Origin of the sequence: Psychrobacter glacincola, from assembly GCF_965118485.1 — a bacterium.
In the GTDB taxonomy this organism is placed as follows: Bacteria; Pseudomonadota; Gammaproteobacteria; order Pseudomonadales; family Moraxellaceae; genus Psychrobacter; species Psychrobacter glacincola_D.
On record NZ_CBCPJH010000020.1, the window covers coordinates 23,443 to 50,162 of the forward strand.

Sequence of the window (26,720 nt, forward strand, 5' to 3'; positions counted from 1 at the left end):
AAAATTCACTACCAAAGTTTCAATGTACAAAATAAATAGCTAAGCAACACCACGAGCTTTTTACCGCAAACTATGCTTTGTAGCCTTCTTCGTTACCTGTAATGCTACCGATTTTTTTAGTAAAAAATAATCCGGCTGGAATGGAGATTAAGATGCCGGCTGCCACTGCCATTTGAATGTGCGGGATTTGATTAAAACCTGTGACCAACGCAACAATCATAAAGATACCGATGATAACAGTGGCTGCCATTGAATAGATAACAGAGAAGAGTGGCCAGTTCATGATTTATTCCTCATTTTTTGTGTGGGTATAACTACTTTATACACTAAATCCACACAAATAGTAAGCCTTTTCATATAGACGCTGAGGCCAATTATAGCAAGTGATTGATAATTAAAACCATGTTATGATTATTGATTTATATTACTGAATTTTATTCTTTAGAATTGACCATTTTTTAATAAAGATTAATGCGGTTATTGTCTGAATTTTCTTTAGTCAGATATCTAGTAATTTACTTATTTCTCCTCACTATTACTCTTATTAGCAAAACCCTTAATTGATAAGCGATATAAATCTGCTTAATCCAATAAAAAATGAGTCACCTTTACCATCACTCTACTCATGAATCTTCAACACCCTTGGCACGTTTGTGCTAAAATCGCTTGCAAAATTATTTTACTTATTCTACTAAATACATCCGTCAGTAAGGAGCCGCTGTGAGCCAGCCATTTAGCTCAGCCGATATTCGTCAAGCTTTTATCGATTTTTTCATAAGCAAGCAGCACACACCCGTCGCCTCATCGAGCTTGATTCCGCACAATGACCCGACCTTGTTATTTACCAATGCCGGTATGAATCAATTTAAAGAAACTTTTCTGGGTATGGAGCCACGTGACTATAGCCGCGCAGTGACTTCACAAAAATGCGTACGTGCTGGCGGCAAGCATAATGATTTAGATAACGTTGGTTATACGGCGCGCCATCATACATTTTTTGAGATGCTTGGCAACTTCTCTTTTGGTGATTACTTTAAGCAAGCAGGTATTGGTTATATTTGGGAGTTTTTAACTTCGGATGAGTGGTTATCGATTGATAAAAATCGCTTATATGTAACCGTTTATGAAACTGATGACGAAGCCTTTGATATTTGGCACAAAGACATCGGCATCCCTAGCGAGCGCATTATCCGTATTGGCGATAATAAAGGTGCGCCTTACGCCTCAGATAACTTCTGGACGATGGGCGATACCGGTCCTTGCGGTCCTTGTACCGAAGTATTTTATGACCATGGCGCTGATATCGAAGGCGGTCTACCAGGTACTCCAGAAGAAGATGGCGACCGCTATATTGAGATTTGGAACTGTGTCTTTATGCAGTTTAACCGTCAAAAAGACGGTACTATGCTACCGCTACCAGCTCCAAGTGTTGATACTGGCATGGGGCTTGAGCGTATCAGCGCCATTATGCAAGGCGTCCATGGTAACTACGAGATAGACTTGTTTGTCCATCTAATGGATGCCGCTGCTGAGATTTTAGGCATCGAAAACCAGCAACAGTCGTCATTAAAAGTCATTGCTGACCATATTCGTGCCGTTGCATTTTTGATTGCTGACGGCGTCACGCCAAGTAATGAGGGTCGTGGTTATGTACTGCGCCGTGTAATCCGCCGTGCCGTACGTCATGGTAATAAGCTTGGTGCGGATAGTGATTTCTTTTATAAAATGGTCGCGCCTTTAGTTGCTGAGATGAGCATCGCCTACCCTGAGCTAAAAGATAAGCAAAGCGTCATTGAAAATGCCATTCAAAAAGAAGAAACACAATTTGCCAAAACATTAGCGCAAGGTTTACGCTTACTTGCCAGCGAGCTTGAAGGCTTGCAAGATGGTGACACCCTCTCTGGTGATGCGGCGTTTAAGCTTTATGATACTTACGGCTTCCCTGTTGATTTGACCGCTGATATCACTCGTGAGCGCGGTATTGTCATCGATGAAGCGGAATTTGATGAACATATGCAAGCGCAGCGTGAACGTGCGCGTGATGCCGGCAAGTTCGACGTCGATTACAGCAGTGTCATTCAAGTAGAGAACCCAACGACCTTTATCGGTTATGGGCAACTTGCAGAAGACGGTGTGACGATTGATGCGCTGTATCAAGAGGGCAATCCAGCCGATAGCTTAGCTGAAGGTATCGAGGGTGTAGTGGTACTTGACCGTACGCCGTTTTATGCTGAAGGTGGTGGTCAAGTCGGTGAGCTGGGTGAAATCCGCACTGCGACGGGCGTCTTTGAAGTGCAAGATACCAAAAAATCTGGTCAAGCCATTATTCATTATGGCGTGGTCACCATGGGTGAAATTACGCCTAAGCAAACAGCAGATGCACAAGTATTATCAAGTATCCGTGCTGCTAGTGCCAAAAATCACTCTGCTACTCACTTATTACATGCCGCATTAAGAGAAGTATTAGGTGATGCAGTGACGCAAAAAGGCTCATTAGTTTCAAGTGAAGTGTTACGTTTTGACTTCTCTTATGATAAGCCTGTTAGTGCTGCGGAAATTATGCGTATCGAACGTATGGTTAATGAGCAAATTCAAGCAAACACCCCTGCTCGCATCCAAAACATGTCTATCGATGAGGCTATGAAACAAGGCGCGATGGCTCTGTTTGGCGAGAAATATGGTAATGATGTTCGCGTCTTGACAATGGGTACCGATAGCATTGTCGATGGTCAACGTAAGCCCTTCTCTATTGAGCTATGCGGCGGCCTACATGTACAGCGTACGGGTGATATTGGTGTCTTAAAAATCACTAGCGAATCAGGCATTGCCGCTGGTATTCGCCGTATTGAAGCTGTCACTGGCATGAATGCGATTAAAAACATTCAGCAAAGCGAGCAGCAACTGAGCGAGCTTGCCAGTCAGCTAAAAGTGAAACGCCCTGAAGTGGCACAGCGTGTCCGTACCATGGCTGATAAGCAGCGTGATTTAGAAAAGCAGTTAGAACGCTTAGAGCAAAAAATCGCCAGCACCCAAGCTGCAAAATTGCTTGATGAGGTACAAACCATTGCTGGTACGCCAGTACTTATCAGCACCTTAAGCGGGGTCGATGGTAAATCTATCCGCACACTGATGGACGACATCAAATCAAAACTTCCTGATAGCGTCATTGTATTGATTGGCGATAAAGATGAGCAGTTGGCACTAGCTGCTAGTGTGGCAAAATCTTTGACTGCTAAAGTAAAAGCGGGTGACATTATTCGTTATTTGGCAGGCGAGCTTGGTGGTAAAGGTGGCGGTAAGCCTGACTACGCACAAGGCGGCGCGCCGAAAGCTGCTAATACTAGCGCGGTTGTCAATGCGCTACCTGCTTGGCTTGCAGAGCAACTTGGCTAGTACATGTAGCTGAGCTACTTTATGCCAAATTACACATAGGCTGTGCATAAATCATGAGATTGGTTATAAGTATCATAACCAATCGCCATGTATCTAATGTCCTCTAGCGCTTAAATTTCCAGCTTGAATATGATATAAAGGTCAACGCTCGATAAAACGAGCCTGTTTGACAAAAATGCAAAGCCTAGCGTAAGTTTGATATATAAAGTCTATTAGCATGAAAAACAGTAAAAAAATAAAGGGCGCAGTTTTTATAATCCGGCTCTATCGTTATGAAAATTAATCTAACGCTGAATTTGTAAACTGAATTTATAAATAGTGGCATGACAGATTGATGTCTATAATTAACAGATGGCCATTGGTGAATAATAGGTAGATTTTTATGGCGTTAATAGTACAAAAATACGGCGGCACCTCGATGGGTAGTATCGACCGCATCAAAAACGTCGCCAAACGAGTCAAGCGCTGGCATGACAATGGTCACCAAGTGGTCGTTGTTGTATCTGCCATGAGTGGCGAGACCAACCGTCTGATTGACTTGGCACGCCAAATCAGTAGTAATCCCGATCCACGCGAATATGACCAGATGGTCTCAACCGGCGAGCAAGTTTCTATCTCATTGCTTACCATGGCGATTCAAGAGCTTGGTGTTGGTGCCCGTTCATTTACCGGTCGTCAAGTCGCGATTAAAACTGATAGCGCTCATAATAAAGCGCGCATCGAAAGTATCGATGATAAAAACATCCGTGAGCAACTTGATGCTGGTAACGTCGTTATCGTGGCAGGCTTTCAAGGTATCGATGAAGAAGGCAATGCGACCACTTTAGGACGCGGCGGCTCGGATACCACGGGTGTGGCCATTGCAGCAGCGCTAGGCGCTGATGAATGCCAAATCTATACTGATGTCGACGGCGTCTATACCACTGACCCACGCGTGACCTCAAAAGCCAAAAAACTTGAAAAAATTACATTTGAAGAAATGCTTGAGATGGCCAGTCTTGGCTCCAAGATTTTACAAATTCGCTCAGTAGAGTTCGCTGGCAAATATGGCGTACCACTACGCGTATTATCTAGCTTTGATGAAAACAACGATGGTAGCTTCGACCAAGAATTTCAAGACAATGTCGGCACCTTAATTACGATAGACGAAGGAGACAATATGGAACAGGCAATCATCTCAGGTATCGCCTTTAATCGCGATGAAGCAAAAATCGTCGTACGTGATGTCCCTGATCATCCTGGTATCGCCTCGGCTATTCTAAGCCCTATTGGTCGCGCCAATATCGAAATCGATATGATTGTACAAAACCTATCGACCAATGGCATGACCGATTTTACCTTTACGGTCAACCGTACTGACATGGATAAAACCATGAAAGTATTAGAAAATGAAGTCAAAAATGAAATCGGTGCCAAAGAGATATTGGCTAATGATGAAGTTGTTAAAGTCTCTTTAGTTGGGGTGGGCATGCGCTCTCACGCCGGTGTTGCAAGTCTTATGTTCCAAACGCTTGCTGAAAACAATATCAATATTCAAATGATATCGACCAGCGAAATTAAAGTGTCTGTCTTGATTCAAGAACAGTATTTAGAAAAAGCCGTTAAATCACTGCACACTGCTTTTGGTCTTGATCGTGAAGAGGGTGATAGCAAAATCGCAGGCTTGTAGTATTTAATTAATAAAGCCTTGCTAGAGCACATTATAAAATAACGTGAGCTTAGTTAAGTCATAACAAACAGCAATTTATTATTTTTAATAATATCTCCTTGAATAGGGTCTTCATAAGACCCTATTTTCTTTTTTAGGATTGCTTAGGTTATTATAGACCTAATAGTTTTGTGAAAACCCGTGACAGTATCTATTATGCCCCCTATAATGAGGGTTTCATTTGGGCTAAATGAATCTACCTATCATTATCGCTATTAGCACCCTATTTTGTGCGGCGATAATGTCCTGTAATTGAGACGCAATCTGATGAGTAATAATCTGTTGATGCGACATAAGGAGTGTGACGCATGTTAATTTTGACACGCCGCGTGGGCGAAACGCTAATGATTGGCGACGAGGTCAGTGTGACTGTCCTAGGTGTCAAAGGCAATCAAGTACGTATCGGCGTTAACGCGCCAAAAGATATTGCCGTACACCGCGAAGAGATTTATCAGCGCATTCAACATGAGCGCACGGTACAATCGCAAATGCAACATCTTGAGCAAGGCAGTTTTGCGCCATCCTTTGATGACGAAGACTACTTTAATCGCTAATCGATCAGCATCATTCCTAACTATCAATAATCATTAAGCTTGTATTAAGCACGCTAATTTTTGCTTTATATCAGCTTTGAGGTCATTTATTTATGAGTATCCGCCAATCAGATGTATCGGCTCTACTTAATGGTTTGAACAAAAACGCCATTGGATTCAATGATGTCATCAGCTTTATTGATGATTTTTATCGTTATGCGCCAGCGCCTTTCGTTAATGGTATGCAGCATAATGCCGCGGGCGAAAACGAAGGCAGCGCCAAGATTTTTGGTTTTGCCAAGCACCATGGCTTAAATCAATTAGACACGTTAAAGCTTTTTGGTGAACATTACCAAAAAGTCCAAGCGACGCCTAAAGGGGTTGACCATGCAAATATTCGCAATTTTTTGCATTGGGGCTGGCAAGGTTTTTTAATGGAGAAAAACCCATTAACTCTACGTCCTAGTGTCGATACCAGTACGCTATAACGATACAATCGTTATAGGATTGACACATAAAAAGGCCACGCTATCATCATAGCGTGGCCTTTTTATGTGCTTTACTTTTTATTGGTAAATTTAGCCATCGAGCTATTTATTGCGAAACTTAACCGGCTGTACCGCGCCTTTAGGGTTTGGCATGTTTGGATAATGATGCTCATGTTCGACGTCACATTCAGCGCCAACAATAGAGCCATCTTCTCTTACTGGCTTATGTATATAGCCAGTACGCTCAGCTGGCAGCAGATGCTCGTGCTCCCATACCATCACCGCTTGCATACAGGTTTCGCGCTGCTCAGGCGTTAGCTTACGACCATCTGCCCATTTACCCAGCTCAATCGCCAAACGGAATTGATCGACCACTTTTGGTGTTAGGCTTGCTAATATTGTTTGTTTATCCATTATACCTACTCTCCACTACTATTTTTTATCATATTTTCGTCTGACAACGACGCTTATTCATCGTCCATAATATCATCATCACTATCCATACTGAATTCTTCAGCATGAACGTTCCAGTGTAGCTTGGTTCGGCAAGCTTCATAAAAATCAAAGCCTGGTGGATGTAACAAGGTTAACTTGTCAGGGTGTTTTCGAATATAAAGGCGCTGCTCCTGATCAAGTGGTATGCTCGGCTTACCATCAGCGCTAACCATCGGCTGAGTGCGATTGTCTTCATGAATGCGAATGCAAATCTCACTGGTACCACTGACCACAATAGGGCGACTAGATAGCGTATGCGGATGCATAGGCACCAAACATATCGCATCCATACTTGGATGGATGATAGGGCCGCCACCAGAGAGTGCATAAGCCGTCGAACCTGTCGGTGTCGCCACAATAAGTCCATCACTATGCTGGCGGTAAACATCATGCTCGTCGATTTTCATCTGAAAATCAATCATATGGACTGACTTACCCGCATGCAGCACTATATCATTGAGCGCCATGTCTTCATGAATAATCTTCCGACCTTCACGAATCTCCATCGTTAGTAGAAACCTGTGGTCGAGCTGATAATCGCCCATCAATACTTGACGAAGTTTAAAGCTGGCTTCATCTGGTTTAACGTCTGCTAAAAAACCAAGGCGACCACGGTTGACGCCTAATACAGGTACGCGGTAGCGCGCCAGCGCTTCGGCAGCATGCAGTATAGAACCGTCGCCGCCCACCACGATAACCAAGTCACAAATCTCGCCAATAAGGCTACGTTTGACGATTTTTACCCGCTCAATCTCAGTGAGATTCAAGGTTGGTAAGTTGGCAGTTTGTACATCCATAATCAACGTAAGATTCATATCGTTAATTATCTGAGCAATCTGTCCAATACTTTGGGTCACGCTGCGCTTGCCGGCACGGCCCATCAAGCCAATGCGTCGAAAGGCGGGGTTTTTGACAGCGTGAAACAGCTCTGACTCATGTAGATGCGGCAATCTTGCTGACTGCGCTGAGTTTTCCATAAAACGACTCGGTATGACGGTAAATTACAGAGCAATGATAACCAGAAATCAGCGTTTAGACTAGCCTGTTTATCAAGTATCGTTGTTTACAGTCATAATCGACCCCATATAAGAGGCAATATACACTGTTTTCGGTGTATCTGTTTAGCTACTTAATAGTGCTCTAGTTAAGGCTTTTAAGCACTCTAGTAAGCGTGTGCAGCCTCATATACTGTCACGCAAACACCGTTGACAATAAGAGCGGTTTTGCTAAAGTAGCTGACATAACTATTATTAGTATTTTATTGAGGATAATTTTATGGCCAATCCTATTGTCAGTCGCGCAGAGCTTGCTGTTGGCGGCGCGCCGATGACGGTTAAGGGTGTGATTCAAAAAACCAGTCTATTGCTTGGGCTATCAGCCATTACTGGTGTTGGATTTTTCTTTTATGCCTTGATGGCAGGTTTATCGCAAGGTTTTATCACCATGACCGCCTTTGGTAGTATGTTTGCTGCCTTCGGTCTCGCTATTTTTATTACCTTTAAACCGCAAAAAGCCAAAACCTTTGCTGTTCCTTATGCTTTATTGGAAGGTATATTCTTGGGCGGTATCTCGCTATTTTTTATGAGAATGTACCCAAGCGTACCCGTCACTGCCATGTGTGCAACATTCGTGACAGCAGCGGTGATGTTAGGGCTATATCGCTCAGGTCTGGTCAAGGTTACTGAAAAATTCCGCTCGATTGTTACTTCAGCATTGATTGCTATCATGCTGGTTTATGTAGCACAGTGGGTACTTTCTTTAGCCTTTGGTTCAAGCTTGCCTTTCTTGTTTGAAGGTGGCGCTATCGCTATTGGTTTTAGCTTGTTTGTGATTGTTATCGCCTCTTTCACGCTGTTATTAGACTTTGATAATATCGAGCGTGGCGTGGCAATGGGCGTGTCAGAAGACTACGAATGGTTATTCAGTATCGGTCTTCTTGCAACACTAGTATGGATGTATATCGAATTTATGCGTCTACTAAGCTACTTACAAGATTAGTTTAAAATTAGTTCGATAGTTATTGCAATAAAAAAACCGCCTATTATAAAGGCGGTTTTTTTATTGCAATGACTATTAGAGATTTATTTAAACTGGTCTAAGCTATTTCAAACTAGGAACGTTTTAAACGCAGCGCATTTAATACCACAAATAATGAGCTTAACGACATGCCAATAGCAGCAAGCCAAGGTGGCACGTAGCCCAAAGCCGCGGGTATCAAAACACTACCATTATAAATAAGTGCCCAGCGCAAGTTTTGTTTGATAATACGTTTGGTTTTATCAGCGATACGTTTTGCCGCTATGATGGCTTCAATCTGCCCATTTAGGATGATACTGTCACTTGATACTTGCGCTAAATCAGCGGCTCCTGCTATCGAGGTCGAGACATCTGCTGCTGCCAATACCGGCGCATCGTTGATACCATCACCAACCATCAGCACCACTGCTCCCTTAGCTTGTAGCTGCTGAATATGATTAACCTTGTCCGTTGGTGATAAACCGTTATAGGCTGACTGCATGCCCAAAATTTCGGCCATCACCAGCGCTTGCTGGCTTGGGTCACCGGTCAACATAATCGATTCAATGCCGAACTCTTTGAGCCTATCAAGCATAGATTTAGCGCTATCACGTACCTTATCATTAAAATAAAAACAGGCCAGCGCTTGCCAGCTTGCTGATGTATCTTTTTGACATGATAAGACCACTGCTGAGCTCGCTCGCTGTGCAACTAAGTCTATCGTTAAATCTTTACTTGCATCGGTAGTATTATTCGTTCTATCTAAGGCAAAATTTGCATGACCAATGCGATATAGCACCCCATCAATCATTGCTTCAACCCCACCAGCTGGATAATACTGTAAAGCTTGGGTAGCTGGTAGATGCAGCTGATAGGCAGCTGTCAGTAGTGCGTACGCAATCGGATGACGACTACCTACCTCTAACGCCGCAGCAATCGCTAATAGCGTGTCTTTTTCATCTTCTATGTCTGTTGGCGTATCATTGGCTGCTACTAGCTCTATATTTAATAAATTGGGCTTGCCATAGGTTAATGTACCGGTTTTATCAAAAGCCACATGGGTAATTTCAGCAAGCGTTTGCAGGGTATGCCCGCGCGTGGTCAAAAAGCCGTAGCTTGCCAGTCGGTTAGTCGCAACTGTTAACGCAATTGGTGTCGCTAGCGATAGCGCACAAGGACAAGTCGCAACCAATACTGCAACCGTTGCCCAAATCGCCTGACTTGGATCAACGATATACCAACCAATAAAAACTAGAACAGACAATACTAAGATGCGCGCAACAAACCAACGTGCCATCTTATTAGCCTGCTGTGCCAATTTTGGCTTTTCACTCATCGCCCGATTCATTAGCCTATCGATTAGACCTATTTGGCTGTCTTCTGGCAACGCTGTGACCAACATCTCAAATGGTTGGCTATCGTTTTGTGCACCGCCAACGATATAATCACCTTGAGATTTACTGATTAAATCGCCTTCGCCCGTTAGCAAGCTTTGCGAAACTGTGGCGGTTGAGCTGAGCAATATACCATCACTGATAATCTCAGAACCTGCCTCAACCATGATGACGTCACCCACTTGCAAACTATGAGCGGTCACCATCTGCTTTTGTTTTGCCTCATCGCTCGTATCTGAAACCGTCAATCGTTGCTGGCGAGTCTGCTGCCATTGTTGAGCAATACGTAATGTTAACTGATAGACATTGGCATCCATGCTCTGTATAAAGTTGGGCGTAGCGCTTACTGTAGTTTGACTATTAAGCTCATTGCCAATTCCATTAACGGCACCACTAACAGCTACATCGCCAACCTGATTAGCATACTCTTCACTTTCTTGTTTAAGAGCATTTTTCTGAACGCTGTTTTGTTCTAATAGCTGCAAGATGCTTTCAGCAGCATCCTTATCTTCAGCAATTTTTTGTACCAAAACTGGCTCAACTACTACCAAATCATTGGCCATGGTTGCCGCTTTTAGCCGTGCATTGTGCTCAATATAACGTCCTGCCAGCAAGAAGAAAATAAACATACTAACCGAGTCGTAGTAGGTCTCCCCTTGCCCAGTAATAGTGGCAAAAAGACTGGCAAAAAATGTGACAATCAAGGCAATACTAACGGGCACATCCATATTGACTTGCCGGGCACGAATCGCTGACCATGCTGAAGTGAAAAACGGCACACCGGCATAAAAGAACACTGGCGTGCTGACAAACAAAGACACCCAGCGTAAAAAATCGCGCTGGAATATCAGCATATCGCTATATTCACCAAAATACATTGCTACCGCATACATCATTGCTTGCATCGAACCCAATGCTGCAATACCAAGCCTAATAAGCATTTGGTTATTATGACGTGCCAGCATAGCTTCGTGGGTATCTTGCCGGTAAGGCTTGGCTTCATAGCCAATTTCATTAATGACAGCGAGAATACGGCTAATAGGTAGCTTATCCTCATCCCAAATCACCCGCATGCGCTGATTGGTCAAATTGACCTGACATTTATCAATACCATCCAGCTCATCGAGCCGCGATTCAATCAACCACGTACAGGCTGCACAGCGTAGGTTATTGACGGATAGCTCTGCAACCGACATGCCGTCTTGCGCATAGACAAACTGCGACTTTATTTCATCATGGTCATAAGCTTCAAGGCGGGTAAGCTGCGTTGGTAAGCTTGCCGTACGGTTAATCTCTGAGCGATCAAGGTAGTATTGCTCAAGTCCCGCCTCCACAATACTTTGTGAAGCCAACTGACAGCCCATACAACACATCTCACGTGATTGACCCAATATCTCGCTATAAAATGGTGGCTGCGGCACTGGGTCACCACAATGAAAACAGTGACCTACCAGCGGCAATACCAGACCATCAATAATAGAATTGTCATGGTGATAAGCATTGGTATTTAGTGACGCTGATGATGCTTGCGGTATGGGAGATGGAATACTGGACATAATCGCACTTATTTCCTTTAGACAGAATATTGATTGAATGGCTTCAAATCAAGGCTCTATCATCTGATTTACTCAATATCGAGAAAATCATTATATTGAACAGCTATTATTGGCTAACTGGCTACTAACTAATAAATATATGGCTATGCCGCCCTGATACTCGCTTTTATCTAAATAAGACAATATTGTGAATATTACGACGATAATAGCGAGCGGATACTTTAGGATAACCATTAGTACTTTTATAAACATTATACTATAAGCATCGGCTCTCAGCAGTATAACTACTTAACATTGAGAGCGAATGAATGCCTGCGTTGACGATGATAGATTGAAAAATTTGTCAATTTGCGTCATTATGAGGCAGTTTTTTATCCCAAAATGGTGTGTCATCAGTGCAAAACTCTTATTCTAAACAACCACGATCCTCTAAGCCTGCTATCAATACGCTACCTTCGCAGCAGCGTGGCATAGTGTTCAGTGGTATTTTATTACTGGTGGTTATCGCTGGTATGGTGCTATTAGCACTGTATTTGATCAAACTTGATCGCACCATTACCACTAAATTTGAGGGTAAACGCTGGGATATTCCTGCCAAGGTTTATTCGCAGCCGCTTGAATTGTATCAAGGTGCTAACGTCGATAAAGACACGATGAAGACCTGGCTTGAGTTACTTAATTATCAAAGTGATAAAGCATATGATCGCACCGGCACTTATTATAAATCGGGCAACAACTATTTTATCCATACACGTGGATTCACTTATAGCGCCAACGATGTAGACAAAGAGCAAGTCATCAAAATGACCATTGCTGGCAATAAAATTGAGTCGGTACAAAGCACCATACCGGCGAAAACCGGCATTATTCGTCTTGAGCCGGTCAATATCGGCGGTATTTATCCCGATAGCAATGAAGACCGTCTAGTAGTCTCTTTAGATCAAGTACCGCAGCCGCTTATTGATGCACTAATAGCAACAGAAGATCGTGGTTTTTACGAGCATAAAGGCGTATCAATACGCGGTATCGCTCGTGCAGTCATCAATAACTTCTCTGGCGGGGCGCGTCAAGGTGGCTCGACTATCACTCAGCAGTTGATTAAAAACTTTTATCTCAATTCAGACCGGACGATGAAACGTAAAGCCAATGAAGCGTTGATGGCAGTATTACTAGAGCTGCATTATAGTAAAGATGATATCTTACAGGCATATCTCAACGAGATTTATTTGGGTCAAAACGGCAAACGCTCTATCAATGGCTTTGGTTTGGCGTCACAGTTTTATTTTGATAAACCGCTCAATGAGCTGCGTCTAGATCAGCAAGCACTGCTTGTTGGTATGGCAAAAGGTCCGAGCGTTTATAATCCGCGCCGTCATCCAAACGACTCAAAAGCGCGCCGTGATGTTGTGCTTAGCAATATGTTAGCCGTCGGCTCTATCAGTCAAGAAGACTATGATAAGGCATTAAAGAACTCCCTTGGGGTGGTTGATAAGCCTGTTGAAGGTAAAAGTCAGTTCCCAGACTTTTTAGATATCGTCAAGCGTGAATTGAATAAAGTCTATTACTCTGATGATCTCAAAAACGAAGGGCTAATTATCATCAGCACGATGGATCCTATCGCCCAGTTGGCCGCGGACAAAGCCGTTGAGAGAAAACTTGGCGAGCTACGCCGTAGTGGTAGTAAAACCAAGAATTTACAAGGGGCGCTAGTCAGTGCGAATCCTGAAACTGGTGAATTAGTTTCTGTTGTGGGTAGCGGTAGCGAATTTACCGGCTTTAACCGTGCGGTCGATGCCAAACGCCAAGTAGGCTCGTTACTCAAGCCAATTATTTATATGACTGCTCTCGAAAGTGGACGCTATAATTTGGCAAGCTCGGTTGACGATTCTCCTATTACGGTCAATCTCAGTGACGGTACTGAATGGACTCCTAAAAACTATGACAATCGTGACCATGGTTTCATATCCTTGACTACGGCGCTATCACAATCGTATAACCGTAGTGCCGTACGTTTAGGGATGGAGTTTGGGGTCGACACCTTTGCCAAGCAATTAAAACGCATGGGCGTTAAAGAGAAAATACCGCCTTATCCTTCAGCATTATTAGGCTCAGTCAATCTAAGTCCAATGGACATGCTAGGCGTCTATCAAGTCTTTGCTACCGGTGGTTTCCGCACCCCTATCCACAGTATCCGTAGTGTGATCGATGACCGCGGTAGTATACTACAGCGCACAGGGTTAAATACTCAGCGCAGCATTCCGCCTGAGACCAACTTTTTGATCAACTATGCTTTGCAAGACGTTGTCAAAAACGGCACCGCCAAACGCGTACAATCACTTGGTAGCAATCTAAACCTTGCTGGCAAAACTGGTACCACCAATGATTACCGTGATGCCTGGTTTGCCGGTTATAGTGGCAACTATGTTAGCGTGGTTTGGGTTGGGCGTGATGATAATAAACCTATCGGACTTAGCGGCGGTAGTGGTGCTTTGCCAGTTTGGGTTGATTATATGAGTCGTCTAAAACTGACGCCTGTTGCGCTGCCTGAGCCAGAAGGTATTGAATGGCTATGGTTAGAGAATAACTCAGGCAAACTGTCTAATGAGCGCTGTGAAAGTGCACGCTACTTACCTGTGATGTCGGCATATTTGCCACAAGAAGCTAGCAGCTGTGCGATTGGCTTATATCAACAAGATCGTGCTCGTGAACAAATGCAGTGGCAAAACGAGCAAGGCAATATCAATAAACAACGTCGCCGTGAAGGCTTAGATATTCCAAATGGTGAAGCGGTTGATAATGAAGGTAACAATGACGAGCAAGATGGTGACACACCTACTCGCGCAGATACTTGGTACGATCGTGCTGTTGAATGGTTTTAGGCTATTTAAAACTTAAATAAGGGTATCAGTATGGCGTTATTTATATCGCAAAATGCTTTAGCTCAGCAGCCAACAAATAGTCTGGCTAAAATACAGCAAAAACCTCTACCTACCATACTTTTAATCAGTACTTGCTTTGCCATGTTCAGCTTGAGTGCTTGCCAGACTGCACCAACTTCAACCAAAACTACGGCAACTCAGACCTTACCATCAGTTACTAGCCAAAAAGCCACAGCAATTAATCAACTACCTGTATCAATAAAGCCGCCAACAGCATTAGTAATACAAGAGCCAGCGATAATTGAACCGACCAGTCAAAGTACTAGTCAAACGCCAATAATAACTCAGCCTGATATTATTATCCTCGCGCCTGCCCGTGAAGATGAGATGGTATATGAGCCATCAATACCATCACACAATGAGCTATTAGAGCGTGCGCGGCAAAACTCGCAGCAACGCAGCCAGCAAAGCACAACAAACAATAGTAACCTGCCAGCCTTTCGCAATTTGATGAACGTCGGTACTGAACAATTAAAAGCAGGCAATATCAATGCTGCTGAAAACAGCTTTACAAGAGCCCAGCGCCTAGCGCCCAAATCATCAGCCGTCTATTTTTATCTTGCACAAGTAGCGCTCAAAAAAAACCAGCCACGTAAGGCTGAAGCAATGGCACGCCGTGGCTTGACAGTCGCTCAAGACAGTAATCGTCGACGTGCACTATGGCAAATTATTTTGCAATCAGGACAAGCTCAAGGCAACGCACGAGTAATAAAAGAAGCCAAACAAGCGTTGCGCTAATAGTACCAAATTTATGATTGACCATGACGACTGATGATATAAGCGCTAAAATAGGCTTATATCATCAGTCGTTCATTTTTCTTATCAGATGTAATAATTATTTTTAAACTACTTTATCTATCCATTTTTATTTTGAACTAAGGTAACCTTTATGGCATGGCAACAACTGCACTTACAGTGTGAAAAAGACAATGTCGATCTCGCTGAGGCATTATTATTGGAAGCAGGCGCGCTATCGATTGCACTTGACGACGCAGGCGATCAGCCTTTATTTGAGCCACTTCCTGGTGAATCACCACTATGGGACGAGGTTATTTTAACGGGACTGTTTGATGCCACTATAGAGTCTGGAACTCCGGATGTCATTGAACAGCTTAGCCATGAGATTGGCGCGCAAGTACAGGCGAGCCGTACTTGGGTTAGCGCTGTCGATGACAAAGATTGGGAACGTGAATGGATGTCCAATTACAAGCCTATTGAATGTGCCAATGACTTGTGGATCGTGCCTAATTGGCTGACACCACCCAATCCTAAAGCGACCAATATCATCATGGACCCAGGTTTGGCATTTGGTACGGGCTACCATGCGACCACTCGCCTATGCCTTGATTGGCTGACGGAGCAAGATCTGACTGATAAAGTGGTGATAGATTATGGCTGCGGCTCAGGCATCTTAGGTATTGCTGCTTTATTATTAGGGGCGCGTCACGTTTATGCGGTGGATATTGACCCGCAAGCAGTACTGGCGACCAATCAGAATGCAGCACGAAATCATGTCGGTAATCGCCTGCAAGCATTTTTACCAGAAGATTTCACTACCTTTTGGCAACAGCAAAACGTAGCACCTGTAGAAGTGATGGTTGCTAATATTTTAGCCAAACCACTGATAGCTCTAGCGCCTTATTTTGTCACTTTAATGGCACCAAAGAGCCGCATCGTACTTGCTGGTTTGATTGAATCACAAACTGAGCAAGTGAGCGAAGCCTATCAGCCTTATTTTGCGCTTGATCCCAAACATGCTTATACCGCGCAAGAAGATCAGCATTGGCAAAGGTTGTCTGGTACATTTACAGGCTAGCAACATTAAATTACATCTGTTACGATAGAGTAGTAGTTAAATGTTGTGTATTCAACGCTACTCTAGAGTTGCCTGTGGGTTATGATCTAAAATATTGAATGATGACATTGAAGTAATTGGCAGCGGTTGATGAGTGGCTTGGCGGTATTAATATCTATATCTTTTTGGATTCGACCCTATGACCACGCCCATTAAAACTCAGTGCCCTCATTGTCATACTATTTTTAATATAAAAAAGACCCAATTAGACGAAAAAACCGCCAGTATCTGCTGTGAGCATTGCCAGCAAATGTTCTTGGTGAATAGTAATCTGATCGTGACTGCTGATATAGATAGTCAGCATATTAATACCGCACCCTCTAAGAAAACCTCTATTTCAGTTACTTCCAATGCAGATGATGATGATATTTTAATTCATGACGATATGATTCATGACGACATGGATATCGATACATCTGACGATAAAAACTTAGAATACGACTCACTCGACAGTATGGATGCTTGGCTTACGCAAGCGACTGATAACAATTATAGCGCTACCCAAAGCGCTTCATCACAAAAACACACGACTAAAAAATTAGACCACTATTCAGATGTATCCACTGATATATTTGAAGAAAACTCCGCCTCCGCTACCACTCCAAACCATTCTCCTTCATCAGCGCAAGTCGCTTTAAGCTCCGCAGCTGCTAACAGCATACACGCCAATATTGACAATACTACAGATGAGTCATGGCTTGAGAAACTCCTCAAAGAGCGGAATCAAGGTGAAGAGGTGTCAAATAATGACACTGACCTATCGCAATTACTGCTCGATATGGGCATTGACTTTAAAGAAGAAAACGATCAAGCAGCGCATAGCAAAAGATTACAGGCACAAGCCAAATTCTCACCAACACCGTCTCGCCGTTCAATGGCCTCATTATTATGGACATTAGGTTGTTTGGTGTTAGCGCTGCTACTTTTTGCGCAATATGTGATGTTTAACTTAAATACGTTGGTAAAAAATCCTGTCCATGCTGGACGCCTTCAGACACTATGCTCAATTGCTAGCTGTAGCCTACCTAGCGCCGATTTATCAGCCTTTAGCGTAATTGATACCAAGTATCAAGCCAGTCGAATAAATACTAAATCGAGCTTTAGTGATATTAGTGCTGCTATCAATAACCAAAGCTTGCAAGCGCAATTATATCCTCATATAAAAGTCAGTGTTTATGGCGTTAATGAGCTGATCGGTGAGTTTATTGCTGCACCAGAGCAGTATTTAGTGGGTAAGCAAAGCCAATTGGCTGCCAATAGCCGTAAGCAGATCCTCTTTACCGTACCAGTTGCCAATACTCAGATCTCAAAAGTCGCTATCAACCTTATTTATTAACGTTAACTTAGGTATATTCCCTGATTTAGCGCATCTTATTAAGTTGATAGCTACTGACTTTGATATAATATCCGACAATAGCCTCATGGTTTTATTCTTTAACCTCAAGGACATTATCTTATGACACCACAGGCACAGTATAATGCCAGCAATTTTAACAAAAGCGCTGATAATCCTGATTATTATGAAGAAGGCTATCAGCGTTCAATCCGCAATATGGAATCTGCATTAGATCACACAGCTCACACACATGAGCGATTGCGGGTGCATGTTGAACGCGTAGTACGGCAATACTTTGCCCTGTTAGATGATGAGATGCCCACTGACTTATATGAGCTTATTTTAAAAGAGATAGAACAGCCTTTGCTGTCTGTGGTACTTGAAAAAAGTCGTGGCAATCAAACCAAATGTGCACAGATTTTAGGTCTTAATCGCGGTACACTACGCAAAAAGCTCAAAATCTATGGTTTAATGTAGTATTGCTTGGTGTCTCTTATCTTTACTGTTAATTAATAAATAGCTTTAGCCTTATTTATGACGCACTCTTATCCTAAAATTTCATTATGTATGGCAGTTTATAGTTTATGATCTTATCACTCATGATATGCTCTACACTGATTGCCATTACCACCACGCCAGACGTTTACGTCAGGCTTTTTTTATGGAAGTTTTTTTATGAGTAAAGCCCCACTTGCACTACTGTCGGTCTCCGATAAATCTAATATCGTTGAATTCGCTCAAGGTTTAATTCAGGCAGGTTTTGGTCTGTTATCGACTGGCGGTACTTTCCGTCTACTTACCGAGAACAATGTCGCTGTTACCGAAGTATCAGACTACACGGGTTTTCCTGAGATGATGGATGGTCGGGTTAAAACGCTACATCCAAAGATTCATGGTGGTATTCTAGGCCGCCGTGGTCAAGATGACGCAGTGATGAGTGAGCACGCAATTGAGCGCATTGACTTGGTCGTAGTCAATCTGTATCCATTTGCAGAAACGATTGCACGTAGCGACGTGACCATGAATGATGCCATCGAAAATATCGATATTGGCGGACCTACGATGGTTCGTTCAGCGGCGAAGAATCATGCCCATGTTGGTATCGTGACTGATCCAGCCGATTACACGCGTGTACTTGAAGCCTTGGGTGATGGTACGACACTGACCCATGCTTTACGCTATGACTTAGCAGTTAAAGCATTTGAGCATACCGCACAATATGACGGTATGATTGCCAACTTCCTAGGTAGCCGTGTTAATGAGCATCAAGAGCCAGAAGGTTTTTCACGTACCTTTAACGTTCAGCTAGAAAAAGTACAAGACCTGCGCTACGGTGAAAACCCGCATCAAAAAGCGGCATTCTATGTTGAAAACAACGCTTCAAAAAGCAAGCAAGCATCTATTGCGACCGCTCAGCAATTACAAGGTAAAGCATTATCTTATAACAATATCGCTGATACCGATGCCGCGCTTGAGTGTGTTAAAGCTTTTAGCACGCCTGCCTGTGTGATTGTAAAGCATGCCAACCCTTGCGGCGTTGCTGTCGATGCTGATCAAGTAGCGGCCTATCATACGGCCTTTAGTACTGATCCTGAGTCTTCGTTTGGCGGTATCATTGCGTTTAACCGTCCGTTGACACTTGCTGCTGCTAAAGCCATTATCGACAATCAATTTGTCGAAGTTATCATTGCCCCAAGCATTGAAGACGGTGTGCTTGAAGCCACAGCAAGCAAGAAAAACGTCCGCGTTTTAGTCTGCGGTGACTTGCCAGCACCTGAGCTACGTGACCGTCAGCTTGACTATAAGCGTGTAAATGGTGGCTTGCTGGTGCAAGAGCAAGATTTAGGTTTAATTACCGCCAATGACTTAAAGATCGTCACAGATGTGCAGCCAACCGAAGCCCAGATTGCTGACCTACTATTTAGCTGGAATGTGGCCAAATACGTTAAATCTAATGCCATCGTTTATGCTAAAGGTCAGCGTACCATCGGTGTTGGCGCCGGTCAGATGAGCCGTGTCAACTCAGCCCGTATCGCTGCTATTAAAGCCGATCACGCTGGACTTGCGACTGAGGGCGCGGTTATGGCATCTGACGCCTTCTTCCCATTCCGTGATGGCATTGATAACGCTGCCGAAGTTGGTATTGCTGCAATTATCCAACCGGGTGGCTCTATGCGTGATGATGAAACTATCGCTGCGGCAAATGAGCATGGTATCGCGATGGTATTCACCGGTATGCGCCATTTCCGTCATTAATTCGTTATCAAGCATTATGATTATTAAATAGTTTATCCTCTTGAATAAAAAAAGCCACTGTATGATTACAGTGGCTTTTTTAATGGCTAGCAACAAATGTATTTATTATGGATAGCGCATAAAGTGCTTAGCGCCCTTGAGCGTTTTCCATATTAGCTTTATTAATCTCAACCTTGTAAACCAGACGCAAATAGTCTAAATAATCTTGCAACTGATCTTGACCTAAATTATCACGGATAATAGCTGCAGTTTGCGCTCTTTGGGCAGCAGATAATGGCGATTGTTGCTCTGTTTTGATACGATCACCAACCAATACAGTCGCGCCCATCTCCGTTTTACTTGCTACCGCTACCACACCGTTCTCAGGTGCTTGCTTACTAAACGCTAAGCCGCGCTCCTTTTCTGTCAACTGCGTGGTCTGACGGTTAATCTCACCAAGTGCTTGGAACGTGACCGCCTGCTTACTGATATCAGCGGTAGTCTTAATGCCAGCCGCAAGTTTTTTCGCATCATTTAACGCCAATTCACTGGCTTTTTGCTGACGCAATAACTGCGTAATTCTAGGTGTCGCAGCAGATAAAGACAGTGTTTTGGTTGGACGATAGTTGCTTGGCTGTACCCAGACAGTACTGTTACCAACTTCGATACCGGCGGTGACCGCTTGGTCTTGAATGGTAAACTCATCAAATGCTTGCTTAATAACTGCAGGTTGCGCAAGCACAGAGGTATTGCTCTCTTTACGGTAATCTTTAAGACGTTTTAATGGCACATTTTCCTGCTGAGCAATATCTTCAATACTAAAGCCATCTGCTGCCAAATCGTTAATTGCCGTTACTTTATCCGCATAGATTTCTTGACGCTTGTATTCTTTTGCTTTGGCAGTTAAATCATCACGCATACTTTCAAGGCTTGGTATCTTGTTACCATTATCTTCAGTCACGGTAAATATCTGATAACCAAAGCTGGTCTTCACCGGTACGCTGACATCGCCTACGCTCAAACCTTCTAATGCTTTTTGCACTGCTGCGGCGTCATTACCAAATACCGATGGGTTAAAGCGCCCGATATCACCGCCTGTTTCACCCGATGGATCATCTGACTCAGTTTTCGCAACCTTTGCAAAAGCCTCACCTTTAGCAAGACGCGCTTTGATTTTATCAGCACGCGCTTTAGCATCACTACCAGTCAATAAAATTTGGCTAATTTTACGCTCGTCTACAACGGCAAGGCCTTGCTTATAAGCTTCATACTGCTGCTGTAGATCCTCTTTAGTAACCTCATTTACTTGAATGGTCTGAGGGCTAAGCTGCAAGTAAGCCAAATCGACCATGGCAGCACTTTTTAGCTTGTCTTTATTGGCGTCATAATACGCTTGGATATCGCTTTTACTCAATTTAACTTTTGACACATAGTCTTGCCAATTAAAACGATGTAGCCAAATATTACGTGCCTCTAGCTGTAAATCAATCAATTGACTGACCGCTTTCATCGGATAGGCAGCAGTACCAACGATACTGGCATTGAGCTGATCTAAGCTCAATTGATTACGGAACTCAGCAAACAGCTGATTTTTTGTCATATTACGCTGACGTAAAAAGCTTGCAAACTGATCGTTTGAAAACTCACCATCCTCACCTTTAAAGATTTCTTCTTGGCGCAATAGGCGATTAATAGTGTCATCAGAGACGGTCATGCCAAGCTTGCCAGCCTGCTGCTCTAGCAAAGTACGGTCTATCAGACCTTTTAATACTTGCTCATGTAGCACATCTTCATTTAATAAACTGACATCATCAACTTGGTCTAAAAGCTCAGTCCGGCGATTGTTGACTGCCGTTTGATACTCTGACAACCCAATGCTTGACTCGCCTACCTGAGCGATTTGATTGGGATCGACATTGCCACCAAAGTAGCTTTCGACACCCAATAGAGCGAGCGGTGCTAAACATAAAATCAATAAAATGCGACCCGGCCAGCTTTTTAAGAAATCGCGCAATTTATCCATAGTTATCTCTGCTTTATTAACCTATATTGATGAAAAACCATTGTAATACTATTAATAATATCAACGCTCTACAAGCTGGCAATGGTAAGAAAGTAGTAAAAATAATAAGGGGTGCATTTTATTATTGTCGCTCAAGGCGGATGACATCGCCTTTATTTAAACAACATCTCTATCGCGCGCCCTATGATACGTGATTTTTGATGCAGACTCAAAATATTCAGGCGATATAATACAAACTATAGCACTAAAAAAAGCACCTATTATCTAGGTGCTTTTTTGATGAGTTTCTCATAGCTTTTATGAGCTATCATTTGCTAAGGTTTGACGGTCAACAAATGCGATTTTTATTAAAATATTACGTTTAATCTGCAATCGTCTGTCAATAGCTATGGCTTAGTTCAAGCGCTCTTTTAGGTTTTTACCAGCTTTGAAGCTTGGTACCTTGCTGGCTGGGATGCTTAGCTCTTCGCCAGTTTTAGGGTTACGGCCAGTACGTGCTTTACGGTCTTTCACGCTAAAAGTACCAAAGCCAACTAATGAGATGCTATCGCCAGCTTCTAGAGCTTCGCCAACGCTTTCCATAACGGCATTCAATGCTTCACCAGCTTGGGTTTTATTTAGACCACTTTTTTCAGCGATGCTATCAATTAATTCTGACTTATTCATAAAATTTCCTTCAAGTTTTAGGATGTAAAAAACGCTCACGTCAGGTATTGTATCGCTCTCAGAGTACTTAAGCAATAAAAACCACCTGACTCAGGCATAAATAGGTTTCGCTTTGTCATCGCCTTTATAGCAAGGCTGCATAATGAGCGCAAGCGATTTTACATATTTTTGTGCACTCTACAACCTATTTGACACCTAACTTTACCTAAAAATGCATCAATATTATGACAAAATGGCTATTTTAGTGGCTGAATGAGCTTTGATATTTTGGCTATCATTAACATTTAGGCAATTTATTTAGATAGCGATCTTTATAAATATAATCTATTAATAGCAATCGCTAATGTTTTAAATGGGACAATTATTGTCAGGTAATAATTTTACAACTGACAGAAACGCACGTTACTTTTTATGATAAAGGCGTTACTATAAGCGCAATATCACTGCCCACTTTGGGTCGGTTTTGACCCTTGCTTATCCTTTTATCTTATCTTTGAACAATAAAAACGGATTATCTACATGAAGCGTTCTACGTTGTCTCACTCTTTGCTTAATATCATTTTGGTGTTTATCGAATCGGCGCTAACCCTGCTGTTACGTTTAGATCCAGAACTGCGTAAAGCCGCTTATCCACTTGCCAAGCAAGAAACTGTCGTTGCGCTTAGACTGTATCTACCGCATGTAGAAATATTTGCCACTTTTAGTACCAAGGGCGTATTACTAGATGACAGGCTACCTATTGGGCGCAGTGAACCTGATGTGGTGATTAATGCTTATAGCCTGCAGGTAATTAATGCCATCACTACCCATGACAGTGAAACGACTGAAAAGCTGCAAATGCGCGGTGAAACGGTACAAGTACAACTGGTTAAACAATTTATCATGCAGCTTGGTTTAGGCAGTTTGATTCAAGGCTTAATTAAAAAAATCAAAGGTGGTAAAAGTAAGCCTAAGCCTACTGACGCTGAAAAGGCGGATAAAAAAGAGAGCTATAAGCTGCACATTAAAGAGCAGCAAATTGAAATCACTACTTTAACTATCAAAAACCGTGAGCTTGAAACCGCTGTTAAAGAGCTGCAAAGCAAGCAAAAGACTTTTATCATTACGACGATAATTGCCTCTATCATTGCTATTGCTGCCATTATCGCCTTGTTTGTAATGAATTAAGGTTTGATAAATAACCTACTGTATAAATAGCTCTTTAAAAAATAATGTCTCTTTAAAAAATGCTTCTTTAAATAATATTTCTAAATCGCGTTTGATATGCCAGATTGCCTATTAAACGCTTTTTTCGTTTTATTTCCAATCATTGTTTTTATCAATCATCGTCATTAATATCACTCACCATTCAACCACACTTTAATCTTGACTAAATTACTCGGGATTGAGTATAATTACCTTATCGTTGCACACATCGGGTAAACCATCTGTTGTTTAATAACGATAACACCTACTTAGTCGATAAATAATTTCCTTTATTACAAGCACCATTATTTTAATCAGCTGCTTGCGATATAGATGACAGAGCTAAGATCGTTGTTAAATAAACTGCTCATTACAAAGTTTGGAGATAACATATGCGTTTAACTACTCGAGGCAGATATGCCGTCACCGCTTTACTAGATTTGGCATTACAAACCAGCCAACAGGACACTGCAGTGTCTTTATCCGACATTGCCAAGCGACAATCCATTTCTATCTCTTATCTTGAGCAGTTATTCTCAAAACTTCGTAAGCGTGGTTTGGTCACCAGTATTCGCGGTGCCGCTGGCGGTTACTACCTAGCAAAGCCGCTTGATCAAATCGATGTGATGAGCATTATCTCTGCTGTCGATGAATCCGTTAATGCGATGCAGTGCGAAGGGCGTGGCGACTGTCAAGGTGGTACAATGTGTCTGACCCATGATTTGTGGTGTGCATTATCAAATCATGTAGAGCAGTACTTGAAAAATATAACATTAGCGCAATTATTAAACATGGAGCATGTGCAGTCTGTATCAGACCGTCAGCACAGCGATGCTCTAAAAGATATTTCTATAAAAGACATCAATACTATTACTTTATCGACCAGCGAGGCAAACCCAGCATGAGCCAACATAACACCCTTATATATCTAGATTATGCCGCCACCACGCCAGTTGCTAAGTCAGTCGCTGCCAAGATGAGCGAATATCTGACGGTAGATGGCATCTTTGGTAACCCAGCATCACGCTCACATGGCTACGGCTGGCAAGCGGAAGAAGCAGTAGAAACGGCTCGTCAGCAAGTTGCTGAAGTGATCAATGCTGATCCACGCGAAATCGTCTTTACCTCTGGTGCGACAGAATCTGATAACTTAGCCATCAAAGGCGCTGCTCATTTTTATCAGTCTCGCGGTAAGCATATTATTACCAGTAAAATTGAACATAAAGCCGTATTAGATACTTGCCGTGAGCTTGAGCAAGAAGGTTTTGATATTACCTATCTTGAGCCACAGCCAAGTACGGGTATGATTTTACCAGAGCAGGTGAAAGCTGCTTTACGTGAAGATACGATTTTAGTATCACTCATGATGGTGAATAATGAGCTTGGTACGATTACTGATGTCGCCGCTATTGGCGAAATCACGCGTGAAGCGGGTGTTGTTTTCCACGTTGATGGGGCGCAGTCTGTTGGTAAAGTACTCATCAACCTTGCAGAGATGAAAATTGACTTGATGAGCTTCTCAGGTCATAAAGCTTACGGTCCTAAAGGTATCGGTGCCCTATTCGTCAGTCGCAAGCCACGTATTCGCCTAAAAGCCGAGCAGCATGGCGGTGGTCATGAGCGCGGTATGCGTTCAGGTACTTTACCGACCCATCAAATCGTAGGTCTTGGCGCAGCATTTGAGCTAGCCAATAATAGCTATCAAGAAGACAATGCTCATGCGGCAAAATTACGCCAAAAACTGTGGGATGGTCTACAAGATATCGAAGAGATTTATCTAAACGGTGATTTAGAGAATAGTGTACCGAATATTGTAAATATCAGCTTTAACTTTGTCGAAGGCGAGTCACTGATGATGTCGCTAAAAGACTTAGCTGTCTCATCAGGTTCAGCTTGTACGTCAGCGACTCTAGAGCCATCATACGTATTGCGTGCTATTGGTCGCCCAGACGAGTTGGCACATAGTTCAATCCGCTTTAGTTTCGGCCGCTACACCACCGAAGAAGATATTGATACGGTTATCACTCAGATGCATCAAGCCGTTGATAAATTACGTGCCCTATCGCCACTTTGGGATATGTATCAAGAAGGTGTTGATTTAGATTCAGTAGAATGGTCTGAGCACTAATATTACATTTAAGCTTTATAATTTAAAAATAATGGTCAAAGCGATATTTTTATTCATAAAAAGTACTTTTAAAAATAGAAATATTGCCATAACCGATGAATCAGACAATTATAAATCCAGTTTTTATAAATATATGTTTGACCCCAATTATCGATGAGCCAGTAACCCATTAACGACGACAGTCATTAAATGACAGCTCATCATCTAACCAGGAGAAAACCCCATGGCCTATAGTGACCAAGTTATCGATCATTACGAAAATCCACGCAACGTTGGCAATCTTGATAAAAATGCCAAAAACGTCGGCACTGGCATGGTTGGCGCACCAGCCTGTGGTGATGTCATGCGCTTACAAATCCAAGTCGATGATAACGGTATTATCGAAGATGCACGCTTCAAAACTTACGGTTGCGGTTCAGCCATTGCCTCAAGCTCACTCGTTACTGAGTGGCTAAAAGGCAAAAGCTTGGATCAAGCTGGTGAAATTAAGAACAGTCACATTGCTGAAGAATTGGCATTACCACCAGTAAAAGTGCATTGCTCAGTCCTTGCAGAAGATGCTATTAAAGCCGCTATTAGCGACTATAAAGGCAAGCATGTTCCTGCTTAAGCCCAGTCGACGTTAAAATGACCAGCTATATTAAGTCGTGTATAAGTGGTTTAATATATAGTATTTAGCAACTTGTTCTCTGTATGAAAGCGCAAGCTGCCAAAAAGCGGCTAACGCCACGGAGGTGACAATGACGCTTATGTAATTGTCACCTTTTATT

At 42.8% G+C, this 26,720-nt stretch carries 20 protein-coding genes and 1 pseudogene; 15 read left to right on the forward strand and 6 right to left on the reverse strand.

Annotated features, from left to right (window positions below; genetic code table 11):
- Positions 1-70: 70 nt before the first annotated feature.
- Positions 71-283 (reverse strand): hypothetical protein, encoded by a 213-nt coding sequence (locus ACMHKH_RS08880; protein ID WP_413520282.1) that lies wholly within the window; start codon positions 281-283, stop codon positions 71-73.
- A 437-nt stretch (positions 284-720) separates the two neighbouring features.
- Between ACMHKH_RS08880 and alaS the strand changes: the two genes are divergently transcribed.
- The 4 genes and pseudogenes from alaS (at position 721) to ACMHKH_RS08900 (ending at position 6,122) form a co-directional block, all read left to right on the forward strand.
- A complete protein-coding gene (gene alaS / locus ACMHKH_RS08885; protein ID WP_413520283.1) occupies positions 721-3,393 on the forward strand; it encodes an alanine--tRNA ligase in 2,673 nt (890 codons plus the stop codon).
- 382 nt (positions 3,394-3,775) lie between these two features.
- Positions 3,776-5,062, forward strand: coding sequence for an aspartate kinase (locus tag ACMHKH_RS08890; protein ID WP_413520284.1), 1,287 nt, complete (start codon positions 3,776-3,778; stop codon positions 5,060-5,062).
- Between the two features lie 347 nt (positions 5,063-5,409).
- Positions 5,410-5,577 (forward strand): annotated as a pseudogene (gene csrA / locus ACMHKH_RS08895) (carbon storage regulator CsrA); the annotation flags it as partial.
- 170 nt (positions 5,578-5,747) lie between these two features.
- On the forward strand, positions 5,748-6,122 hold the full coding sequence (locus ACMHKH_RS08900) for a HopJ type III effector protein (protein WP_413520285.1): 375 nt from the start codon (positions 5,748-5,750) through the stop codon (positions 6,120-6,122).
- Positions 6,123-6,224: 102 nt separating this feature from the next.
- On the opposite strand, the gene ACMHKH_RS08905 is transcribed toward ACMHKH_RS08900, so the two are convergent.
- Positions 6,225-6,536, reverse strand: a complete 312-nt coding sequence (locus ACMHKH_RS08905; RefSeq protein ID WP_413520286.1) for a YeaC family protein — start codon at positions 6,534-6,536, stop codon at positions 6,225-6,227.
- 53 nt (positions 6,537-6,589) lie between these two features.
- Entirely contained in the window at positions 6,590-7,594 is a 1,005-nt protein-coding gene (locus ACMHKH_RS08910) for an NAD(+) kinase (protein ID WP_413520287.1), read from the reverse strand.
- A 298-nt stretch (positions 7,595-7,892) separates the two neighbouring features.
- Between ACMHKH_RS08910 and ACMHKH_RS08915 the strand changes: the two genes are divergently transcribed.
- On the forward strand, positions 7,893-8,615 hold the full coding sequence (locus ACMHKH_RS08915; protein ID WP_413520288.1) for a Bax inhibitor-1/YccA family membrane protein: 723 nt from the start codon (positions 7,893-7,895) through the stop codon (positions 8,613-8,615).
- A 112-nt stretch (positions 8,616-8,727) separates the two neighbouring features.
- Here ACMHKH_RS08915 and ACMHKH_RS08920 read toward each other — a convergent pair whose 3' ends face one another.
- Positions 8,728-11,583 (reverse strand): heavy metal translocating P-type ATPase, encoded by a 2,856-nt coding sequence (locus ACMHKH_RS08920; RefSeq protein WP_413520289.1) that lies wholly within the window; start codon positions 11,581-11,583, stop codon positions 8,728-8,730.
- Between the two features lie 395 nt (positions 11,584-11,978).
- On the opposite strand from ACMHKH_RS08920, the gene mrcB reads away from it, so the two are divergent.
- From mrcB to purH, 6 genes are all read left to right on the forward strand, one after another.
- Entirely contained in the window at positions 11,979-14,462 is a 2,484-nt protein-coding gene (gene mrcB / locus ACMHKH_RS08925) for a penicillin-binding protein 1B (RefSeq protein WP_413520290.1), read from the forward strand.
- A 30-nt stretch (positions 14,463-14,492) separates the two neighbouring features.
- On the forward strand, positions 14,493-15,260 hold the full coding sequence (locus ACMHKH_RS08930) for a tetratricopeptide repeat protein (protein WP_413520291.1): 768 nt from the start codon (positions 14,493-14,495) through the stop codon (positions 15,258-15,260).
- A gap of 151 nt (positions 15,261-15,411) precedes the next feature.
- On the forward strand, positions 15,412-16,338 hold the full coding sequence (gene prmA, locus ACMHKH_RS08935) for a 50S ribosomal protein L11 methyltransferase (RefSeq protein ID WP_413520292.1): 927 nt from the start codon (positions 15,412-15,414) through the stop codon (positions 16,336-16,338).
- A 178-nt stretch (positions 16,339-16,516) separates the two neighbouring features.
- Positions 16,517-17,713: a DUF3426 domain-containing protein gene (locus tag ACMHKH_RS08940; protein WP_413520293.1), complete on the forward strand. Its 1,197-nt coding sequence runs from the start codon at positions 16,517-16,519 to the stop codon at positions 17,711-17,713.
- Between the two features lie 216 nt (positions 17,714-17,929).
- A complete protein-coding gene (gene fis / locus ACMHKH_RS08945) occupies positions 17,930-18,190 on the forward strand; it encodes a DNA-binding transcriptional regulator Fis (RefSeq protein WP_413520311.1) in 261 nt (86 codons plus the stop codon).
- Between the two features lie 198 nt (positions 18,191-18,388).
- Entirely contained in the window at positions 18,389-19,969 is a 1,581-nt protein-coding gene (purH, locus tag ACMHKH_RS08950; protein ID WP_413520294.1) for a bifunctional phosphoribosylaminoimidazolecarboxamide formyltransferase/IMP cyclohydrolase, read from the forward strand.
- Between the two features lie 127 nt (positions 19,970-20,096).
- On the opposite strand, the gene ACMHKH_RS08955 is transcribed toward purH, so the two are convergent.
- Together ACMHKH_RS08955 and ACMHKH_RS08960 are read right to left on the reverse strand one after the other, a co-directional pair.
- Positions 20,097-21,971, reverse strand: coding sequence for a SurA N-terminal domain-containing protein (locus tag ACMHKH_RS08955; RefSeq protein WP_413520295.1), 1,875 nt, complete (start codon positions 21,969-21,971; stop codon positions 20,097-20,099).
- A gap of 393 nt (positions 21,972-22,364) precedes the next feature.
- The gene (locus tag ACMHKH_RS08960) at positions 22,365-22,637 is read right to left on the reverse strand and encodes an HU family DNA-binding protein (RefSeq protein WP_068404475.1); all 273 of its coding nucleotides are present in this window, start codon (positions 22,635-22,637) and stop codon (positions 22,365-22,367) included.
- A 519-nt stretch (positions 22,638-23,156) separates the two neighbouring features.
- On the opposite strand from ACMHKH_RS08960, the gene ACMHKH_RS08965 reads away from it, so the two are divergent.
- The 4 genes from ACMHKH_RS08965 (at position 23,157) to iscU (ending at position 26,560) form a co-directional block, all read left to right on the forward strand.
- Positions 23,157-23,804, forward strand: a complete 648-nt coding sequence (locus ACMHKH_RS08965) for a hypothetical protein (protein WP_413520296.1) — start codon at positions 23,157-23,159, stop codon at positions 23,802-23,804.
- Between the two features lie 410 nt (positions 23,805-24,214).
- Positions 24,215-24,727, forward strand: a complete 513-nt coding sequence (locus tag ACMHKH_RS08970) for an Rrf2 family transcriptional regulator (protein WP_413520297.1) — start codon at positions 24,215-24,217, stop codon at positions 24,725-24,727.
- Positions 24,724-25,950, forward strand: coding sequence for an IscS subfamily cysteine desulfurase (locus ACMHKH_RS08975; protein ID WP_413520298.1), 1,227 nt, complete (start codon positions 24,724-24,726; stop codon positions 25,948-25,950). Before ACMHKH_RS08970 ends, ACMHKH_RS08975 begins: the two co-directional genes overlap by 4 nt.
- A 223-nt stretch (positions 25,951-26,173) precedes the next feature.
- Entirely contained in the window at positions 26,174-26,560 is a 387-nt protein-coding gene (gene iscU / locus ACMHKH_RS08980; RefSeq protein ID WP_011513983.1) for a Fe-S cluster assembly scaffold IscU, read from the forward strand.
- The last annotated feature ends 160 nt before the right edge of the window (positions 26,561-26,720 follow it).

Bases quoted from the DNA above. Each gene is read 5' to 3' on its own strand.
- ACMHKH_RS08880 (WP_413520282.1), bottom strand. From the start codon at position 283: ATGAACTGGCCACTCTTCTCTGTTATCTATTCAATGGCAGCCACTGTT.
- ACMHKH_RS08890 (WP_413520284.1), top strand. From the start codon at position 3,776: ATGGCGTTAATAGTACAAAAATACGGCGGCACCTCGATGGGTAGTATC.
- ACMHKH_RS08900 (WP_413520285.1), top strand. From the start codon at position 5,748: ATGAGTATCCGCCAATCAGATGTATCGGCTCTACTTAATGGTTTGAAC.
- ACMHKH_RS08905 (WP_413520286.1), bottom strand. From the start codon at position 6,536: ATGGATAAACAAACAATATTAGCAAGCCTAACACCAAAAGTGGTCGAT.
- ACMHKH_RS08910 (WP_413520287.1), bottom strand. From the start codon at position 7,594: ATGGAAAACTCAGCGCAGTCAGCAAGATTGCCGCATCTACATGAGTCA.
- ACMHKH_RS08915 (WP_413520288.1), top strand. From the start codon at position 7,893: ATGGCCAATCCTATTGTCAGTCGCGCAGAGCTTGCTGTTGGCGGCGCG.
- ACMHKH_RS08920 (WP_413520289.1), bottom strand. From the start codon at position 11,583: ATGTCCAGTATTCCATCTCCCATACCGCAAGCATCATCAGCGTCACTA.
- ACMHKH_RS08930 (WP_413520291.1), top strand. From the start codon at position 14,493: ATGGCGTTATTTATATCGCAAAATGCTTTAGCTCAGCAGCCAACAAAT.
- prmA (WP_413520292.1), top strand. From the start codon at position 15,412: ATGGCATGGCAACAACTGCACTTACAGTGTGAAAAAGACAATGTCGAT.
- ACMHKH_RS08940 (WP_413520293.1), top strand. From the start codon at position 16,517: ATGACCACGCCCATTAAAACTCAGTGCCCTCATTGTCATACTATTTTT.
- fis (WP_413520311.1), top strand. From the start codon at position 17,930: ATGGAATCTGCATTAGATCACACAGCTCACACACATGAGCGATTGCGG.
- purH (WP_413520294.1), top strand. From the start codon at position 18,389: ATGAGTAAAGCCCCACTTGCACTACTGTCGGTCTCCGATAAATCTAAT.
- ACMHKH_RS08955 (WP_413520295.1), bottom strand. From the start codon at position 21,971: ATGGATAAATTGCGCGATTTCTTAAAAAGCTGGCCGGGTCGCATTTTA.
- ACMHKH_RS08960 (WP_068404475.1), bottom strand. From the start codon at position 22,637: ATGAATAAGTCAGAATTAATTGATAGCATCGCTGAAAAAAGTGGTCTA.
- ACMHKH_RS08965 (WP_413520296.1), top strand. From the start codon at position 23,157: ATGAAGCGTTCTACGTTGTCTCACTCTTTGCTTAATATCATTTTGGTG.
- ACMHKH_RS08970 (WP_413520297.1), top strand. From the start codon at position 24,215: ATGCGTTTAACTACTCGAGGCAGATATGCCGTCACCGCTTTACTAGAT.
- ACMHKH_RS08975 (WP_413520298.1), top strand. From the start codon at position 24,724: ATGAGCCAACATAACACCCTTATATATCTAGATTATGCCGCCACCACG.
- iscU (WP_011513983.1), top strand. From the start codon at position 26,174: ATGGCCTATAGTGACCAAGTTATCGATCATTACGAAAATCCACGCAAC.